We start from the raw sequence: 18,995 nt of genomic DNA on the forward strand, positions 1-18,995 counted from the left end.
TCCTGTCTTTGCTGATCTTGGAAGAAAAACCCCGGGGTGCGCCGTGGCGCATCCCGGGGTTTTTCTGTTTCAGGAAACTGTTCCTGTCTTCACGCAGCCGCGGCGTCCTGCGTCAGAGGAAGCGTGAAGGAGACGGTGGTGCCCTGACCCGGCACGGAGTCGATCATCATTGCGCCTCCCTGCATCTCGATCAGCGACCGGGCGATGGCAAGGCCGAGACCTGAGCCCTTGTGCGTCTTGGTGAACTGGTTCTCCACCTGGACGAAGGGTTTGGCGAGGCGTTCCACATCCGACTTGCGGATGCCGATGCCTGTGTCCGTGACTTCGATCCGGGCAAACCCGTCCGCAGTCGTGGCCTTGAGGCGCACCTCGCCGTGGTCCGGCGTGAACTTGATGCCGTTGGAGAGGAGGTTCAGCAGCACCTGCTTGAAGGCACGGCGGTCGGCTGTGATGTCGAGCCCCTCCTCGACTTCGCAGGTGACCTCGATGTCCTTCTCCTGTGCCGGGGCGCGGATGATGCGCACGGCTTCCTCGATCACCGACTGGGCGTCGAAGGGCGTCATGCTCATGTCCATGCGGCCGGCTTCGATCTTCGACATGTCGAGGATGTCGTTGATCACGTTCAGCAGGTAGGTGCCGCTTTCGTAGATGTCGCGGCAGTATTCTGCATAGCGCTCCGAGCCGATGGGGCCGAACATGGCCTTGTCCATGATGTCGGAGAAGCCGATGATGGCGTTCAGCGGCGTGCGCAGTTCATGTGAGATATTGGCCAGGAACTCGGACTTGGCGCGGTTGGCGTTCTCCGCGTTGGTCTTTTCCTGGGCGTATTTGTCGGCCAGTTCCACCAGCTGCTGCGCCTGCATTTCCAGTGTCTGGCGCGACTTGCGCAGGTCCGAAACGGTGGCCATCAGGCGCCGCTCGCTCTCCATCAGCCGCTCTTCCTGCCGCTTCAGCGGGGTAATGTCCGTACCCACCGACACGAAGCCGCCGTCCTTGGTGCGCCGTTCGGAGATCTGCAGCCAGCGGCCGTCATCCAGCTGCGCTTCATAGGCAGTGTTGCTGCCCGGTATCAGCGTGGAGGGCAGGGAGGGCACGGTCTTGATGTGCGAATTGCGCGCCGCTTCCATGACGGTTGTGTAGGGCGTGCCGGGGCGCACCACCGTGTCGGGCAGATTATGCAGCGACTGGTAGTTCGAATTGCAGATCACCAGTTCGTTGTCCGAGTTCCACAGCACGAAGGCTTCGGAGATCGTCTCGATGGCGTCGCGCAGGCGCAGGTCGGCGGTGCGGCCCTGCTCGGCAAGCTGATGCTGCTCGGTCACGTCGATGCAGATGCCGATCAGATGCGGCTCATGGCGGCCGGGCTCGGTCTGGACTTCGCCACGGGCCCGCAGCCACACCCAGGAACCATTGGCATGGCGCATGCGGAACATGCGGTCCACCGTCGTTTCGCCGTCCGCCAGCAGGCTTTCGGCCAGAGCGTAGAGGTTGATGTCTTCCGGGTGCGTCAGGTCGGAAATCTCGGCAAAGCCAAGGATGTCGTCCTTCGGCTCACGGCCGAGCAGATGGTAGAGCGAGGCAGACCAGAAGATGCGTCCGCGCGACAGGTCCCAGTCGAAGAGGCCGCAGCGGCCATGGGTCAGGGCCGTGTCGATGCGGCTGCGGGTGGCGGCGTAGATCTCATCAGCCTGCTCGGCGCGGGTCGCCTGCGCGAAGAAACCGTAGATCATCACCAGCAGAACCGTCGATGTGCCGACGAAGAGGGTGACGTTGGTCGATACATCCGAGCGCCATCCGGCAAAAAGCTGATGCTCGGGCTGCATCACGGCAACCATGCCCAGCCGTCCGGCGAGGTGATGCACGGTGGCCAGAGCGGCCTCGTCGCTTCCCTTGTTGATCGTGAGCACGCCGGCGCGAGCACCAAACACCGTCAGCGGCTGCGAGGGGCCGAACAGGTCGGCAATCATCGTGCCTTCCAGCTCCGGACGCATCGGGGAGGAGGCAACGATCTGGCCTTCCGGATCGGTCAGCAGGATCTGGCGGCCTTCGCTGGTGGCGCCTGCGGGCAGGGCGTCGGCCAGCACGCGCTGGAGCGCGGTCCGGTAGCCCACTTCCGGCATGGCGCTTTCCTCGCTGACGAGCCGCGACGACAGGACCGAGGCGATCAGCGCGATCTTGTCGCGCGCCTGCTGCTCGGTCTCCTGATAGGCGAATGTCAGCTCAAGCACGCGGTAGAGCGCAAGGCTGGCGATAAAGACGAGGCAAAGTGCCGGGATCAGGCGGCGGAACAGGGGTTCGGTCCGCAGCAGCCGCTGATAGGTCGGCTGAGCCAGAAGCCGGATGTGCCCGGTCAGAGAATTCGTGGCCTTGTTAGAGCCAGTGATTTGGGCAAGGCGTCGCATGGACGCGCTGCCGGCAAAAGCCCGCGCCATCGGCAAGGTCCCGATTGTGGTGAATTTCGTTGATCCGGTAATTGGTTACGTCCGAATCAATTGCATTTGAATCCAGCTTTAATGGTTTGTCCAGATGCAAAATGAAAAAAATGGTTAACGCCAGAGACTTGGCAAAACCTCTGGCGTTAACCTCTTCCGGTGCGGTTTTCTGCCGCTCAGGCGAGGCAGCGTTCCACGATGTCGCTGCAATCACGCGACAGATCCGGCTGCGCTGCAATGGACTTCAGCGCCGCTTCAGCAAGAGCCGCGCGGCCCGGCTCATAAGCCTTCCATGAGCGGAACACCGTCAGAAGCCTGGCGGCCACCTGCGGGTTCTTCGGGTCCAGCCGCTTGATTGCCTCGGCGGCAAAGATGAATCCGGCCCCGTCCGCCCTTGCAAATTGCGACTGGTTTCCGGTGGCAAAGGCGCCGATCAGCGCGCGCACCCGGTTGGGGTTGAACCAGTCGAAGGCCGCATGGTGGGTGAGGCTGTCGGTGGTGGTCAGCGCGGAAGGATGCGGCCGCGTGGCCTGCACGGTGAACCATTTGTCCATTGCCAGCGCATGGCCCCCATGCCGCGCCTCGAAACTGAGCAGCGCCTCTTCGGCCACCGGCAGCCCTTCGTGAACGGCGGCCGTCAGGGCCGCCAGACGGTCGGTCATGTTGCCTGCGCTGCGCACGGCACGGGCCACAAGTTCCGGCGTCTCCGGCAGCCCGGAAGCTGCGGCATAGCTCAGGCACAGGCCTTTCAGGGCGCGCTGCCCGGCGCTGGCTGCATCCGGGCGGAAGGGCCCGCTGTCATCCAGCCTGATCACCATATCCGCAAGAAGTGCCCCATGCTGACGGCCGATGGCCTGGCGCAAGGTCTTGCGTGCAGCAAGGATCGCGTCGGTGTCCACGTTGCTGCCGATGTCACGGGCAAGGTCTGCCTCGCCCGGCAGGGCCAGAATCTGCGCCCGGAAGGCATGGTCCAGGTCCTCGTTGCCCAGAACGTCTCCCAGCGCATTCACCAGAGCCATGTCGCAGGCGAGCGTTCCGCCCCTGCGGGCCTCCTCGTAAAGCCGCATCAGTTCGCGCGTTGCCTGATCCTGCCCGGCCTGCCAGCGGTTGAAGGGATCGCTGTCCTTGCGCAGCATCATCAGCAGATCGGCCGGTGTCAGTCCCGCCTCCAGCTTCACCGGCGCAGAGAAGCCGCGCAGCAGCGAGGGCAGGGGCTTGTCGAAGATGCCTTCAAAGGTGAAGCTCTGCCGCTGTTCCGTCAGAACCAGCACGCCTTCCGGGCCGCCATCCCCGCGCTCAAGCGGCAGGTCACCGCCATCGGGACCAATGAGGCCGAAGCTGACCGGAATTTCGAAGGCATTGCACCCGGCATCCTGCGCCGCCTTGGAGAGTTCCTGCGTGAAGGTCAGGGTCAGGCGCCCGGCTGCCGCATCATGATGAATGTCTGCCTGCAGGCGCGGCGTGCCGGGATGGTCGTACCAGCGGGCAAATTGCGTCAGATCCCGGCCCGAGGCCCCGGCGAAGCAGGCGAGGAACTCCTCGATGGTTGCCGCCGTCCCGTCATGCCGTTCCACATAGAGGTCAAATCCCTTGCGGAACGCCTCAGCCCCCAGCAGGGTCTTGAGCATGCGGATGATCTCGGCACCCTTTTCATAGACCGTCGCCGTGTAGAAGTTGTTGATTTCCTTGTAGGCGCGCGGCCGCACAGGGTGGGCGAGGGGGCCGGCATCCTCCGGAAACTGATGCGAGCGCAGCAGCCGCACATCGGCGATGCGCTTCACCGGGCGCGAGCGCATGTCCGAGCTGAATTCCTGATCGCGGAAGACGGTCAGCCCTTCCTTGAGGCACAACTGGAACCAGTCGCGGCAGGTGATGCGGTTGCCGGTCCAGTTGTGGAAATACTCGTGCGCGATCACGGCTTCCACGTGGGCATAGTCCTGGTCGGTCGCCGTTTCCTCATCGGCCAGAACGTATTTGTCGTTGAAGATGTTGAGGCCCTTGTTCTCCATCGCGCCCATGTTGAAATCGGACACGGCAACGATGTTGAAGACATCAAGGTCATATTCGAGGCCGAAGACCTCCTCGTCCCAGATCATGGAACGGCGCAGGCTGTCCATGGCCCAGCCGCACATGTGCTCCTTGCCGGGCTCCACATAGATGCCGAGTTCCACCGCGCGGCCCGAGCGGGTGGTGAAGGTCTCCGTGAGCCGGGCGAGTTTGCCCGCGACCAGCGCAAACAGATAGGCGGGCTTGGGGTGCGGGTCATGCCACACCGCATAGTGACGGCCGGTGCCTTCGATCCGCCCGTGCTCCACCGGGTTGCCGTTGCCCAGCAGCACCGGCGCCTCGGCCTCATTGGCTTCGATCCGGGTGGTGTAGATGCTCAGCACATCCGGCCGGTCGAGAAAATAGGTGATGCGGCGGAAGCCTTCGGCCTCGCACTGGGTGCAGTAGGTGCCGGAGGACCGGTAGAGCCCCATCAGCGTGCTGTTGGCCTCCGGATTGAGGCAGGTCACGAATGTGAGGGTGAAGGGCGCCTGCGGCGTCTGCTTCAGTTCAAACCGGCTGGGCGAAGCCTCGTAGCTGTCCTTGTCCAGACGTTCGCCATTCAGATGCACCTCCAGTAGCGCGAGGCCATCACCGTCCAGAATGAGGGCGCTGCGATTCTGGCTGGAAGGCTCGATCTCCAGCGTGGCTGTTATGCGCGTGTCATGCGGCGCCAGATGCACATCAAGAGAAATGCGCGGAATCTGGAAGGCGGGCGCCCGGTAGTCTTCGAGGCGTATGATGGCGTTTTCCTGCGATGACATGGGGCACTCCTGAAGGCTGGCTGGATGCCTGTTCAAACAGACCCGGCGGCCGCTTGCAACCCCGTGAAAAAGCGAAGTCCCTGCTGGCAGCTTGTTTGCATCCGTCAGGCCGCGGATTGTGGTGATTGCACCCGTGCGCCCAAGGCGCTACGCAGGGTCCGGCAATCGTTGATGAGGAGATTCCATCGTGGGCGCACCGCTCGAAGGTCTCAAGGTACTGGAACTTGCGCGCATTCTGGCAGGCCCCTGGGCCGGGCAGACGCTGGCAGACCTCGGCGCGGATGTGATCAAGGTGGAAAGCCCGGCCGGGGACGACACCCGCACATGGGGCCCTCCCTTCCTGACCGGCGCGGATGGCGAGCCGTCTGACGCGGCCTATTACCATGCCTGCAACCGCGGCAAACGCTCCATCACAGCGGATTTCACCACGGCGGAGGGGCAGGCGCTGGTGCGCCGTCTTGCGCAGGATGCGGACATTCTCATCGAGAATTTCAAGGTCGGCGGCCTCGTGAAATACGGGCTGGACTATGACAGCCTGAAAGCGGTCAACCCGAGGCTGATATATTGCTCCATCACCGGCTTCGGTCAGGATGGGCCCTATGCCCACCGGGCCGGTTATGACTTCATGATCCAGGGCACCGGCGGGCTCATGGATCTCACGGGAGACCGGGACGGCGAACCGCAGAAGGTCGGGGTCGCGATTGCCGACATCTTCACCGGCGTCTACGGCGTCATCGGCATTCTGGCAGCGCTCCGCCGCCGCGACATGACCGGTGAGGGCGAGCATGTGGACATGGCGCTTCTGGACACGCAGGTGGCGGTGCTGGCCAATCAGGCGGAGAATTACTTCATCTCCGGCAAGGCACCGCGCCGCCTGGGCAATGCCCATCCAAACATCGTGCCCTATCAGGTGTTCCCCTCCAGCGACGGGCACCTGATCATCGCCTGCGGCAACGACGGCCAGTTCCAGCGCCTGTGCGGCATCCTCGGCTGCCCGCAGTTTGCCACAGACCCGGCCTATGCCACCAACGCGGGCCGTGTGGCCGGGCGCGATGTGCTGGTGCCGCAGCTGGCGGATCTCACGGCCCGCTTCACGCGGGATGATCTTCTGGCAGCGCTTGAGACGGCAGGCGTGCCCGCCGGTCCGATCAACACGGTCGCCGATGTCTTCGAGGACCCTCAGGTTCTGCACCGCCAGCTCAAGGTGGACCTTCCGGCAACCCATGTTGCTGCCGGTTCCGTGCCTTCGGTGCGCACGCCGATCCGCTTCCGCAATGCGGAGCTGTCCCTTAAAACGGCTGCTCCGGGCCTTGGCGAGCATACAGCGTCGGTGCTTGCCGAAATCGGCTGGGAGAAGGGTGAATAGGCGCCTTCACGTTTGCATTGCCCGGCAAAGCGGGACAAGGATGTAAGGGCACCTGAGAGCGGGGCAGGTGCCACAGCTATTTGGAGGACGATGCGGAATTGAATATCTTCCGGATTTTCGGCGGCAGGCGGCGCAACTTTGCCCTGACCCGCATCGTGAGCTTCAGCTTCGGGCTTTTGATAGCCTCAGGCATGGCGCTGGTGCTCTTTATGTCCGTGAAGGCCAATTTCGAGAACACGTTCTCCCTGCTCAACGACAAGGCAATCCTAACGATCCAGAGCATGGAGCGGCAGGTTCGCGGCCATCTTGATCAGGTCGAGGATGCTGCCGTCGCGCTCAAACGGCTCTTTGACGAAGGCATGATGAAGCCGGAGGCAAGCGAGCAGACGCTGGCTGACCTCAGCGCCGCTGCGGCTGCCAACGGCCGTCTCTCCGTGATCCTGATCCGGGATCTGCGCGGCAACAGCTTTGGCATTTTCAAGGCTGACAATGGCAAGCTCTGGCCGTTCAAAGAAGCAGCCGACGTTCCGGGCCGCGCGCCAGACAGTCTGCCGCGGCTGGAGCCCTCGTCCCGCCCGGTCTGGGGGCCGCTGGTCACGCATCCCACCGGTGTTTATGCGAATGTGACGGTTCCTCTGCTGCGTGATGGCCAGACTGTCGCCTATCTGACGGCGGCAACGTCGCTTGCCAGCATCGGCGAAGCCGTGAGAGCTTTGGATGAAGGGCCGGATACGACAACGTTCGTGCTCACCTCCGGCGGCGACGTTCTGGTGCACTCCGATCAGCATCTGCTGATCACCGGCACGGCCCCGGCGACTGCGCCTCCCGCCAGCCTTGAAGACTTCGGCGATCCGGTTCTCTCAGGTATCGCCACGGGGCAGCGTTACGCGACCTTCCAGCGTGCCGCGGATCTGGGTATCGAAGTGATCGGCATCAACGCAGCTGCTCAGGAGTTCATTCTGATGCGGGTGCCGGTTTCCGGCTACAGTCCGGAGCCCTGGATCATCGGGCAGTATTTCCGCGCCACATCCGTCTCGCGTGAGATCCAGCGCGTTTCCGGTTCCGCGCTTGTGGGAGTGGCGGCCATCGTCATCGGCGTCCTGATCGCGGTCTGGCTTGGCCGCCGCGTCGCCCGGCCTTTGCGGCTTCTGGCGGCCCAGTCCGAACATGTGGGCCGTCTCGCCCTGGATGAGGTGACGCCCCTGCCGAGGAGCCGCGTCAAGGAGGTCGATCAGGTGGCGCTGGCCTTCAATGCCATGGTCATCGGCCTCAAGGCCATGAACACCTATGTGCCCCGTTCCCTGTTCCGCAAGCTGATGCGGATCGGTCTTGACCAGGCAGCCCTTGCCCGTGAAGCGGAACTGAGCATCCTCTTCACCGACATCATGGGCTTCACGTCCCTGTCCGAGAGCCTGACAGCCTCGGAAACGGCGGCGATGCTGAATGAGCATTTTGCCATTCTGGTTGCGGCCGTGGAGGAGGAGGGCGGCACGGTCGACAAGTTCATCGGTGATGGCATGATGGCCTTCTGGGGCGCCCCCGATGCACGGGCCGACCACGCCCTCGCGGCCGCCCGCACCGCGCAGAAGATCGGCCATGCAATCATGGTCCAGAACCGGCAGCGGCGCGAACAGGGGCTTACGCCCGTCCGTGTGCGCGTCGGTCTGCATTCCGGGCCGGTCGTGGTTGGCAATGTCGGGGCGCTGGACCGGTGGAACTACACGATCGTGGGCGATGCCGTGAATGTCTGCGAGCGGCTGCAGTCTCTGGGGCGCGAGTTTGCCGGTGAGGAGGATGTCATCATCCTCGTCAGTGGCGAGACGGTCTGTCAGCTCCCGCAGGACGCGTGTGTGCAGCGGGTCGGACAGCAGCAGCTGCGCGGGCGCAGCGGCGACATCGAGGTGTGGAGGCTCGATGTGCATGGCAAGGTCCTGTCTGCCATGCCCGCCGAAGACGCCTCCGCTGCGGAATAAGGTCCCGTCAGCACTGCATTTCTCCGGATCATCAACGCCTGTCTCTTGCCGCCGGGTATTCTGTGCGGATAGGCTGAACATGTGATAGCCGTCACGGAAGCGGCATGACTTCCCTATACCGTTATGAACACAGGTATTACGGGGGAGAGCATGCCATGCGGCAGGCGGCCTTCGTGTGCAGCAACTGTCTCTTGGGGGAGGGACACCAGAGTGAATGTACTCTCGATCAACGGCCTGACCGTTGATTTCCATACGGACGAAGGCGTCTCGCGCGCCGTCGACGGAATTTCTTTCGCCATTCCCCAGAACAAGACAGTTGCCCTGGTGGGCGAGTCCGGTTCCGGCAAGACTGTCGTATCCCAGACGATCATGGGCCTGCTGCCCGCATCGGCCCACGTCTCGTCCGGTGAAGTGGTGTTGAGCGATCCCACCGGCAAGACCCCGCCGGTGAATATTGCAGCGCTCGACCGCAAGGGCCCGCAGATGCGGCACCTGCGCGGCAACCGGGTGGCCATCATCTTCCAGGAGCCGATGACCTCGCTCTCGCCGCTGCACACCATCGGCGACCAGATCGGCGAGGCGGCGCGGCTGCACCGCAATTGCGGGGCGGGCGAGGCGCGGGAGCTGACGCGCGAGATGCTGCGTCTCGTGCATTTCCCGGACCCCGCCCGCGCGCTCGACAACTACCCCTTCGAGCTGTCCGGCGGCCTGCGTCAGCGCGCCATGATTGCCATGGCCCTGATCTGCCGCCCGGCGCTGCTGATCGCCGATGAGCCGACAACGGCCCTCGATGTCACGATCCAGGCCGAAATCCTCAAGCTCATCAAGGAAGTGCAGTCCGAGCTGCAGATGTCCGTGCTGATGATCACCCATGACTTCGGCGTCGTTGCCAACATGGCGGACGAGGTGGTGGTGATCTATCACGGGCGCATCATGGAAAAGGGCACGGCCAGCCAGCTGTTTTCCGCGCCGGGCCACCCCTATCTCAAGGCGCTGCTTCATGCCGTACCGCGCTTCCACATGGACAAGGCCGAGCGGCTGGAGCCGATCCGCCCGATCAAGGTGGATACATCCGGCATCCGCAGAACCGCATGTGCGGCCTCTGATCTGCCGGCCGGCAAGCCCCTGATCGAGATCAAGGGCGTTTCCAAGGATTTCACCACCCGCAAGGGCAGCCTGTTTTCGGGCAAGCCGCGCACGGTGAAGGCGCTCGACGATATCAACCTGACGGTCCGCAAGGGCGAGTGTCTGGGCATTGTCGGCGAGTCCGGCTCCGGCAAGACCACCCTTGCCAAGGCAATTCTGAGGGCCGTTCCGGTGTCCGGCGGCTCGATCATCTATCACGGAGGCAAGACACCGGCCAATGTGGCGGAACTCTGCGGCGCCGAACTGCTCGACTACCGCCGCCGGGCCCAGTTCATCTTCCAGGATCCCTTCTCCTCGCTCAATCCGCGCATGACGGTGAACGAGATCCTCAGCGAGCCGCTGCAGATCCACAAGGTCGGCACGCCGAGGGAACAGGCCGAGCGGGTGCGTGAGCTGATCCAGCTTGTCGGCCTCGATCCGCGCTATCTGCGCCGCTATCCCCATTCCTTCTCCGGTGGCCAGCGCCAGCGCATCGGCATCGCCCGCGCCCTGGCACTCGGACCGGAGTTCATCCTCTGCGACGAGCCAACCTCTGCGCTTGACGTGTCCGTGCAGGCGCAGGTTCTGAACCTGCTGCAGGATCTCAAGGCCGATCTCGGCCTCACCTATCTCTTCGTCAGCCACAATCTCGCGGTCGTTGACTACATCGCCGACCGCATCGCCGTGATGTGCCGCGGGCGGCTGGTCGAGCTGGGCCGGACGAGGGACGTGATCTCCAATCCGCAGCATCCCTATACGCGCGCGCTGCTGGCCGCCGTGCCGGAGCCGGATCTGAACTGTCCGCTGGATTTTGCCGCTCTCGGCGCGCAGAGGGCCTCGGACCCATCCGCCTGGCCGGAGCCATACCGTCTTGGCGCAGGCATGGCGCCCACGCTTGTGGAAGTGGCGCCCGAACATCTGGTTTGCGCCCCGGGCCTTGCCGCAGGCGGCCCCCTGAAGGAGACCGCAGCATGAGCGGGCATGTTCTGGCGGCAGGCCGGCGGCTGGCCGCAGCCTGCCTTGTCGCCGCCGCGCTTCTGTCTCCGGCATCCGCGCTGGTGCTGAAGGAAACGGCCGGTCTTGAGCAGCTTGGCTTCATCAATCCGCCGCCGGTCAGCGAGCGCGTGCCGCAAGAGCCGCTGATCGTGGATCTGGAGGCCAAGGGCCGCAAGACCGGCGTGCCGGGCGGCGATATCAACACCCTCATCGGCCGGGCCCGTGATGTGCGCCTGATCAACGTCTGGGGCTATGCCCGGCTTGTCGGCTACAATGCGGATCTGGAGCTTGTTCCCGACATTCTCAAGGATGTCGAGGTGGTGGACGGGCGCATCTTCACGCTGCATCTGCGCAAGGGGCACAAGTGGTCCAACGGCCAGCCCTTCACCTCCGAGGATTTCCGCTACTTCTTCGAGGATGTGATCACCAATCCTGAGCTGACGCCGGCCGGCCTGCCGCCCTTCCTGCTGGCGGGCGGCAAGGGGCCGGTGTTCGAGGTTCTGGACGAGACGACCGTCCGCTACAGCTGGGACAGCCCCAATCCACTGTTCCTGCCGGAACTGGCGCTCTCCCGCCCGCCGTTCATCTACCGCCCGGCGCATTACCTGAAACAGTATCATGCCCGCTATGGCGATCCGGCCATCATCGAGCGGGCGGCGCAGGCGCAGAAGGCGCGCTCTTGGGCGGCGCTGCACAACAAGCTGGATGACATGTACAATGCGGGCAACCCCGATCTGCCCTCGCTGCAGCCCTGGGTCCGGATCACGGGTGAAAGTGACCAGCGGTTCGTTCTGGTGCGCAATCCCTTCTATCACCGGGTGGACAGCACCGGCCAGCAGCTGCCCTATGTCGACCGGGTGATCATGACCGTGGCCGACGGCAAGCTGATCCCGGCCAAGACCCAGGCGGGCGACGTCAATCTTCAGGCCCGCAACCTGTCCTTCGCCGATATCACGGTGCTGAAGAAGGGCGAGAAGAACCAGGGCTACAAGACGCTGCTCTGGCCGATTTCCAAGGGCGCGGAGATTGCCATCCTGCCGAACCTGACGGTGAAAGACCCGGTGTGGCGCACGCTTCTGCGCGACACCCGCTTCCGCCATGCCCTGTCCCTGGGCATCGACCGGGAAATGATCAACCGGGTGCTCTATTTCGGCCTTGCCGTGCCGGGCAATGACACGGTCATCGACATCAGCCCGCTCTACAGGGAAGACTACCGCACCCGCTGGGCGGACTTCGATCCGGACAAGGCCAATGCCCTGCTGGACGAGATGGGCCTGACCAAGCGGCGCGGCGATGGCATCCGCCTGCTGCCCGATGGCCGCCCGCTGGAAATCATCGTGGAGACCTCCGGCGAGAGCCAGACGGAATCCGACGCGCTGGAGCTGGTGGGCGAGACCTGGCGCGATATCGGCGTGAAGCTGTTCGTCAAGCCAAGCCAGCGCGACACCATGCGCGACAGGGCCATTTCCGGCGATCTCGTCATGGCGGTCTGGTCCGGCCTCGACAACGGCATCCCGACATCGGAAATGCCGCCCACCGAGCTTGTGCCCTCCCGTGTCGACTGGCTGTCCTGGCCCTCCTGGGGGGATTTCTACGAGACCGGCGGCAAGAGCGGTGAAAAGCCTGACTGGGAGCCTGCCATCAAGCTGATGCAGCTTTACGACGCCTGGCTCACCTCCATCTCGCCGGAACAGCGCGAACAGATCTGGCACCAGATTCTCCAGATCCACGCAGACGAGACCATCCGCATCGGCCTCGTCTCGCAGGTGCGCCAGCCGGTGGTGGTCAAGGGTGTCGAAAACGTGCCGGAGGAAGCCATCTACGGCTGGGACCCCGGTTCCCAGTTCGGGCTTCACCGCATGGACGAATTCTGGCTGTCCGGTCAGCGTTGAGGGGGCGTGAGAGAGAATGACTGTCCTGTTGTTTGAGCAGGTGTGCGCCATCCGCGCCGGGCAGAGAGAGGGGCTCTGATGTTTGTCTACATCCTGCGCCGGGTCCTGACGATGATCCCGACGCTTTTCGTGATCAGCCTGCTGATCTTCTTCATCATCGAGCTGCCGGCGGGTGATTACATCTCCAACCAGATCGCCATGCTGCGCTCCACCGGCGAGGCGTCCTCCATTGCCAAGCTGGAGTTCCTGCGCGCCGAATTTGCCATGGACCGGCCGTTCTTCGAGCGCTATCTCATCTGGATCGGTGCCTGGTCCGGTCCCCACGGCTTTGACGGCTTGCTCCAGGGCAACTGGGGCTGGTCCTTCGAGTTTGAAAAGCCGGTGTCCGAAGTGGTGGGGCCGACCCTGCCGCTGACCCTGATCCTGAATGCCGCCACCATCCTCTTCGTCTATGTCGTGTCCTTCCCCATCGGCATCTACTCGGCAACACGGCAATATTCCTGGGGGGATTACGGCTTCACCCTGCTGGGGTATCTCGGCCTTGCGACCCCGAACTTCCTGCTGGGCCTGATCCTGCTCTATTTCTTCAATCAATGGTTCGGCCTGTCGATCGGCGGCTTGATGGACCCGCAGTACATCGGCCAGCCGTGGAGCATGGACAAGGCCATGTCCGTCATGGCGCATCTGATCGTGCCGACCATCGTCATCGGCACCTCAGGCACGGCCGCGATGATCCGCCGCCTTCGGGCCAACCTGCTGGACGAACTGCACAAGCAATATGTCACCACCGCCCGCGCCAAGGGCCTCAGCGAGGGCAAGGCACTGGTGAAGTATCCGCTGCGCATGGCGCTGAACCCCTTCATCTCCGACATCGGCAACCTGATCCCTTCGCTCGTCTCCGGTTCGGTCATCGTCTCCGTGGTGCTCAATCTGCCCACCGTCGGGCCGGTGCTTCTGTCGGCGCTGCAGTCGCAGGATCAGTTCCTGGCCGGCTTCATCCTGCTGTTCGTTGCCATGCTGACCCTGCTGGGCATGCTGGTGTCCGATCTTCTTCTGGCGGTCCTTGATCCGCGCATCCGTCTGGGCGGGAGGGCCGGCGCATGAGTGCAACCGATCGTGACGAGGGGCATTTCGTTGACGATGCGCCCTTCAACCCGCGCGAAACCAAGGCCCTGACGCCGGAGCAGGAACGCTATTTCCAGGCCTCCCAGTGGCAGATCATGTGGTGGAAGTTCCGCCGCCACAAACTCGCCCTGTGGTCCGGCGTCATTCTGCTGCTGTTCTATCTCTGCGTGCCCTTCGCCGAGGTGATTGCGCCCTACAAGCCGTCGGAGCGCGATTCCCAGCATCTCTATGCGCCGCCGCAGGTCGTGCGCTTCTTCCATGAGGGCAGCCTGACCACGCCCTTCGTCTATGACCTCAAGGCCGAGGTCGACATGGAGAACCTGCGCTGGGTCTATACGGAAGACCGCAGCACACCGAAACATCTGCGCTTCTTCTGCCGTGGCAGCACCTATGAGTTCTGGGGCCTGTTCGACGCCAGCTTCCGTCTCGTGTGTGCGCCGTCTGACGGGACATTCTTCCCGCTGGGCACAGACCGTCTCGGCCGCGACCAGTTCTCCGGTCTCGTCTATGGCGCAAGGCTGTCGCTGACCGTCGGCCTCGTTGGCGTCGCCATCTCCATCGTGCTTGGGCTGTTCTTCGGCGGCATTGCCGGCTATTTCGGCGGCTTCATCGACAGCGCCATCCAGCGCCTCATCGAGATCATGCGCTCCCTGCCGGAGCTGCCGCTGTGGATGGCGCTCTCCGCTGCCCTGCCGGTGACGTGGAATCCGGTGTGGATCTATTTCGGCATCACCATCATTCTGGGCCTGCTCGACTGGCCGGGCCTTGCCCGTGCGGTGCGCTCCAAGCTCCTGTCCCTGCGCGAGGAGGAATATGCACAGGCGGCACTGCTGATGGGCGCAAAGCCGTCCCGCGTCATCCGCAAGCATCTGCTGCCCGGTTTCACCAGCCACATCATCGCCTCGGCCACCCTGTCCATTCCGGGCATGATCCTGGGTGAAACCGCGCTGTCGTTCCTCAATCTGGGCCTGCGCCGTCCGGCCGTCTCCTGGGGCGTGCTGCTCAACGAGGCGCAGAACATCTCGGTGGTGACGGTCTATCCCTGGCTGATGGCGCCGATCATCCCGATCATCATTGTCGTCCTTGCGTTCAATTTCCTGGGAGATGGTTTGCGCGACGCAGCCGACCCCTATAAGTGAAGCCATGCGAGAATGAGCGCTTCCGGCGCTTCAGGAGAATACAGGGCGTGACGCAACTGCATGCCAGCGCCCTGGCACAGGAGTTTTGACATGTCGAAGAATGCCACCACCGCCGAAGGCTGGGACGAGGAATACGAGGCCGGCCGCTGGGACTTCCTGCGTGATCTTCCAGAAAGCGGGCGCTACGGCATTATCGGCATGTGGCTGCTGCTGAACAAGGCCTTTGACCGGGTGCTGGATATCGGCTGCGGCGAAGGCCTTCTCTATGAGCGTCTCGCCCCGCTCGGGCTCAAGCACTACACGGGCGTGGACCTGGCCCCGCGCGCGCTGGAAATCGCCAATGTGGACCCGTCCATCGCCTCGCTGCGGGCGGGCGACATGCACAGCTTCGCGCCCAATGAAGGCGAGCGTTACAGCGCCGTTGTCTTCAACGAGGTGCTGCATTTCGCCGATGATCCGGCAGCCGTTGTTTCCCGCTACGTGCCGTTCCTGGCGGAGGACGGGGTGATTGCCCTGTCGATGTACTCCCCGAAGCGGCCGGAGTCCGGTGCAAACAAGCTCATCGCCCGCCTCTGGGAAGCGACGGACGATGCCAGCCGCTGGCAGGTGCTGGATGACTACCGGCTGGTGTCGGACAAGAAGGGCGTCACCTGGCGCCTGCGCCTGATCAAGCCGGTGCGCTGAGCCCGGCTTCTTCCGCCTCCCGCCGCCGCAGGACGGCGTCGAGATCCGGGGCGGAGGCCACCAGCAGTTTCGTATAGGGATGGGATGGCTCGGTCAGCACGGCTGCGGTCTTCCCCTCCTCGACAGCCACGCCCCCGTTCATCACCACCACCCGGTCGGTGATCGCCCGCACCACCGTCAGGTCGTGCGAGATGAAGAGATAGCTCAGGCCGAGCCGGTCCTGCAGGCTGGCGAAAAGATCGAGCACCTGCGCCCGGATCGACACATCCAGCGCCGATACGGGCTCATCTGCGATGATCAGCTTTGGCTCCGTCACCAGAGCCCGGGCGATGCCGATGCGCTGGCGCTGCCCGCCGGAGAACTCATGCGGGTATTTCTTCCCGTCCTCGGGCGTGAGGCCAACGGACACCAGCGCATCCGCCACCCGCCGCCGCTTCTGTGCAGGCTTCAGCTCCGGATAAAGATGCAGCGGCTCGGCAATCGCCTGTTCCACCGTCTGGCGCGGATCGAAGCTGCCATAGGGGTCCTGAAACACCACCTGCACCTTGCGCCGCAGCGCCCGCATGGCCTCACCGCGCACCTCGTGCGGCGCCTCGCCGTCAATCAGGATTGTGCCGCCGGACGGTTTCTGCAGGCCGAGAATGGTCCGCGCCAATGTGGACTTGCCGCAACCGGATTCGCCCACCAGCCCGACGCTTTCCCCTTCCGCAACTTCCAGGCTGACACCGTCGACCGCCCTGAGCCGCCCTCCGCGTCCGGTCAGGCGCGAGAGAAACCCTGCGCCAGGGATCGGATAATCAACCGTCAGCCGGTCCACCCTCAGCAGCGGCGTGGCCGCTGTCTGCTTGCGGCCGGCTGCCGCCGGGCTGGCCGCAATGCGCTTCGGCATATGGCTGGAGGCCGCCAGCAGGCGGCGGGAGTAGGGGGCATTGAAACCGCGCAACAGCTGGCGGGTGGGGCCTTCCTCCACCAGTTCCCCGTCCTTCATGATGGCGATACGGGCGGCCATGTCGGCCACCACGGCCAGATCATGGCTGATCAACAGCAGCGCGATCTTCTCGCGGCCGACGATCTCCTTCAGCAGATCGAGGATCTGCGCCTGAACGGTTACATCGAGGGCCGTTGTCGGCTCATCGGCAATCAGCAGCTTCGGGCGGCAGGCAATGGCCATGGCGATGACCACGCGCTGGCGCTGCCCGCCTGACAGTTCATGCGGAAACCGGTCCGGCGAGACACGGGCGCGCGTGAGGCCCACCCGGTCCAGCAGCAGGGAGGCTTCCCGCGCTGCCTCCGCGCGGCTCACCTTGCCATGCACGGTGAGACTCTCCGCCACCTGTGCGCCAATGGTCTTCACCGGGTTCAGCGCCGTCATCGGCTCCTGAAACACCATGGAGACGAGATTGCCGCGCAAGGCGCACATGGCAGCCTCGCTCTTGTCCGTCAGTTCCTCCCCATCCAGCCGGATGGAGCCAGAGAGCCTTGCGCTGTGCGGCAGCAGGCGCAGGATCGAGAGCGCTGTCAGCGACTTGCCCGATCCGCTTTCCCCCACCAGCCCCAGCACTTCGCCCGCGCGGATCTCAAGGCTGAGATAGCGGATGATCTGCCGGGAACCAATGTCCAGCGACAGGTTGTTGACGCTCAGCAGCGGTCCGGTCATGCGCGTCCCCGCAGTTTCGGGTCGGTCAGGTCGCGCAGGCCATCCCCCAGCAGGTTGAGCCCCATCACCGTCAGCACGATGGCAAGGCCTGGGTAAAGCGCCAGTTGCGGGGCAAAGGCCATCATCGTCTGCGCCTCGTTCAGCATCCGCCCCCAGCTCGTCAGCGGCGGCTGGGCGCCGAGGCCGATGTAGGACAGAGACGCTTCGGCAAGGATGCCGAGAGAGAACTGGATGGTCGCCTGCACGATCAGCAGGTTGGCGATGTTCGGCAGCACATGTTCCACCGTCACCCGCACCTCGCCCTTTCCCGCCACCCGCGCCGCCATCAGATATTCGCGCGAAGAGAGGGCGAGCGCCGCGCCGCGTGCGACGCGGGCAAAGACGGGAATGTTGAAGAGGCCAATGGCAAGAACCGCATTGAAGGCGCCGGGACCGGCCAGCGCCGTGATCAGCACGGCGGACAGCAGGGCGGGAAACGCGAAGACCAGATCGTTGAAGCGCATGATTGCTTCGTCTATCAGGCCCCGCCGGTTCGCGGCCCACAGCCCCAGCGGAATGCCGATCGCCATGCCGATGCCCACCGCCACCAGCGCCACGGCAATCGAGGTGCGCGCGCCCACCATGAGCATGGAGAGCACATCCCTGCCATAGTGGTCAGTTCCCAGCCAATAGGTAAGGCTGGGGCCCTGCAGCTTGGCGGACACCTTGAAGGTGGCAATGTCGTGCGGCGTCCACACCAGCGACAGCAGGGCCGCGCCGAGGAACAGCAGCGTCAGCGCCAGGCCGAGTGCGAAGGATAGATGCCGTCTGCTCACGCCGCCCTCCGCCGCAGCCGCGGATCCGCCAGCGCATAGGCTGCATCCACGAGGAAGGTCACGAAGATGACGAAGCCGACCATCAGCACCACGACGCTTTTGACGACGATCAGATCGCGCTGGGTGATGGCCTGGAAGATCAGCCGCCCAAGCCCCGGCAGGTAGAAGACATTCTCGATGATGATCGTGCCCGTCACCAGAAACGACAGTTGTAGGCCAAGGATAGTCAGGACCGGGATCATCGCATTGCGCAGCGCATGACCCCAGAGCGCTGCACGTTCCGTCAGCCCCTTGGCACGGGCGGTGCGGATGTAGTCCTCATGCAGCGTGTCGACCAGCGCCGAGCGCATGATGCGCGCAAGGATGGATGCCTGCGGCAGGGCGAGCGCCACAGCCGGCATGATCAGTGCGGCCAGCGCAGCGCCAATGCCCTTGTCCCAGCCCGGAAAGCCGCCGGAGGGCAGCAGCCGCAGGCTGACGGCAAAGACATAGACCATCAGCATGGCGAACCAGAAATTCGGCACGGCGACGCCCACCTGCGTCAGCGCCATGATGCCGGTATCCGCCGCCCGGCCCCTGCGGCTCGCCGCCCAGACACCTGCAGGGATGGCGATGACAATGCTGAGAAGCAGCGCGATGAGGGCCAGCGGCAAGGTGACGGGCAGCCGGGCAGCCACCAGATCGCGCACCGGCACCGAGTAGGTGTAGCTGACACCCAGATCCCCTTGCAGAAGGCCTGCAATCCAGAGCAGAAACCGTTCCGCCGCCGGGCGGCCGAGCCCCATCTGGTTGCGCAGCGCCTCCAGCGTGTCGGGCCTCGCCTCCACGCCCAGCATCAGCTGGGCCGGGTCGCCGGGGATGACTTCCAGGATCAGGAACACCGCCAGCGCCGCCGCCAGCAGCGTCAGGCACAGGCTCACGAACCGGCGCAGCAGGAAGCCGGTCATGCGGCCATCCTGCAGGGCGCGGGGACGCAAGAAC

At 64.3% G+C, this 18,995-nt stretch carries 13 protein-coding genes; 7 read left to right on the forward strand and 6 right to left on the reverse strand.

Annotated features, from left to right (window positions below):
- Positions 1 to 89: 89 nt before the first annotated feature.
- From IF10I1_RS05135 to pepN, 3 genes are read right to left on the reverse strand one after another with little or no spacing between them, the layout of a single operon-like run.
- Positions 90 to 2,402, reverse strand: a complete 2,313-nt coding sequence (locus tag IF10I1_RS05135) for an ATP-binding protein (RefSeq protein WP_244284752.1) — start codon at positions 2,400 to 2,402, stop codon at positions 90 to 92.
- Entirely contained in the window at positions 2,371 to 2,646 is a 276-nt protein-coding gene (locus IF10I1_RS05140; protein ID WP_186394054.1) for a hypothetical protein, read from the reverse strand. The genes IF10I1_RS05135 and IF10I1_RS05140 overlap by 32 nt, the downstream gene beginning before the upstream one ends.
- On the reverse strand, positions 2,609 to 5,242 hold the full coding sequence (gene pepN, locus IF10I1_RS05145) for an aminopeptidase N (protein WP_186393896.1): 2,634 nt from the start codon (positions 5,240 to 5,242) through the stop codon (positions 2,609 to 2,611). The genes IF10I1_RS05140 and pepN overlap by 38 nt, the downstream gene beginning before the upstream one ends.
- Before the next feature lie 187 nt (positions 5,243 to 5,429).
- On the opposite strand from pepN, the gene IF10I1_RS05150 reads away from it, so the two are divergent.
- The 7 genes from IF10I1_RS05150 to IF10I1_RS05180 all read left to right on the forward strand — a co-directional run bounded on the left by IF10I1_RS05150 (position 5,430) and on the right by IF10I1_RS05180 (position 15,542).
- Positions 5,430 to 6,608, forward strand: coding sequence for a CaiB/BaiF CoA-transferase family protein (locus tag IF10I1_RS05150; RefSeq protein WP_186393895.1), 1,179 nt, complete (start codon positions 5,430 to 5,432; stop codon positions 6,606 to 6,608).
- A 98-nt stretch (positions 6,609 to 6,706) separates the two neighbouring features.
- Positions 6,707 to 8,581, forward strand: a complete 1,875-nt coding sequence (locus tag IF10I1_RS05155) for an adenylate/guanylate cyclase domain-containing protein (RefSeq protein ID WP_208977368.1) — start codon at positions 6,707 to 6,709, stop codon at positions 8,579 to 8,581.
- A 210-nt stretch (positions 8,582 to 8,791) separates the two neighbouring features.
- A complete protein-coding gene (locus IF10I1_RS05160; RefSeq protein WP_186393893.1) occupies positions 8,792 to 10,681 on the forward strand; it encodes an ABC transporter ATP-binding protein in 1,890 nt (629 codons plus the stop codon).
- A complete protein-coding gene (locus IF10I1_RS05165) occupies positions 10,678 to 12,594 on the forward strand; it encodes an ABC transporter substrate-binding protein (protein ID WP_186393892.1) in 1,917 nt (638 codons plus the stop codon). The genes IF10I1_RS05160 and IF10I1_RS05165 overlap by 4 nt, the downstream gene beginning before the upstream one ends.
- A gap of 78 nt (positions 12,595 to 12,672) precedes the next feature.
- Positions 12,673 to 13,698: an ABC transporter permease gene (locus tag IF10I1_RS05170; RefSeq protein WP_050471152.1), complete on the forward strand. Its 1,026-nt coding sequence runs from the start codon at positions 12,673 to 12,675 to the stop codon at positions 13,696 to 13,698.
- Entirely contained in the window at positions 13,695 to 14,858 is a 1,164-nt protein-coding gene (locus IF10I1_RS05175; protein WP_186393891.1) for an ABC transporter permease, read from the forward strand. Before IF10I1_RS05170 ends, IF10I1_RS05175 begins: the two co-directional genes overlap by 4 nt.
- 90 nt (positions 14,859 to 14,948) lie before the next feature.
- Positions 14,949 to 15,542, forward strand: coding sequence for a trans-aconitate 2-methyltransferase (locus IF10I1_RS05180; protein WP_186393890.1), 594 nt, complete (start codon positions 14,949 to 14,951; stop codon positions 15,540 to 15,542).
- Here the strand turns inward: IF10I1_RS05180 and IF10I1_RS05185 are convergent.
- The 3 genes from IF10I1_RS05185 to IF10I1_RS05195 are packed head-to-tail and all read right to left on the reverse strand — an operon-like array spanning position 15,526 to position 18,961.
- Positions 15,526 to 17,199, reverse strand: coding sequence for an ABC transporter ATP-binding protein (locus IF10I1_RS05185; RefSeq protein ID WP_186393889.1), 1,674 nt, complete (start codon positions 17,197 to 17,199; stop codon positions 15,526 to 15,528). The genes IF10I1_RS05180 and IF10I1_RS05185 overlap by 17 nt on opposite strands.
- Positions 17,196 to 18,014, reverse strand: coding sequence for an ABC transporter permease (locus IF10I1_RS05190; RefSeq protein WP_186393888.1), 819 nt, complete (start codon positions 18,012 to 18,014; stop codon positions 17,196 to 17,198). The genes IF10I1_RS05185 and IF10I1_RS05190 overlap by 4 nt, the downstream gene beginning before the upstream one ends.
- The gene (locus tag IF10I1_RS05195) at positions 18,011 to 18,961 is read right to left on the reverse strand and encodes an ABC transporter permease (RefSeq protein ID WP_123195617.1); all 951 of its coding nucleotides are present in this window, start codon (positions 18,959 to 18,961) and stop codon (positions 18,011 to 18,013) included. Before IF10I1_RS05195 ends, IF10I1_RS05190 begins: the two co-directional genes overlap by 4 nt.
- Positions 18,962 to 18,995: the final 34 nt, after the last annotated feature.

The organism is Pannonibacter sp. I15F10I1 (assembly GCF_900185665.1).
Taxonomy (GTDB): Bacteria; Pseudomonadota; Alphaproteobacteria; order Rhizobiales; family Stappiaceae; genus Pannonibacter; species Pannonibacter indicus.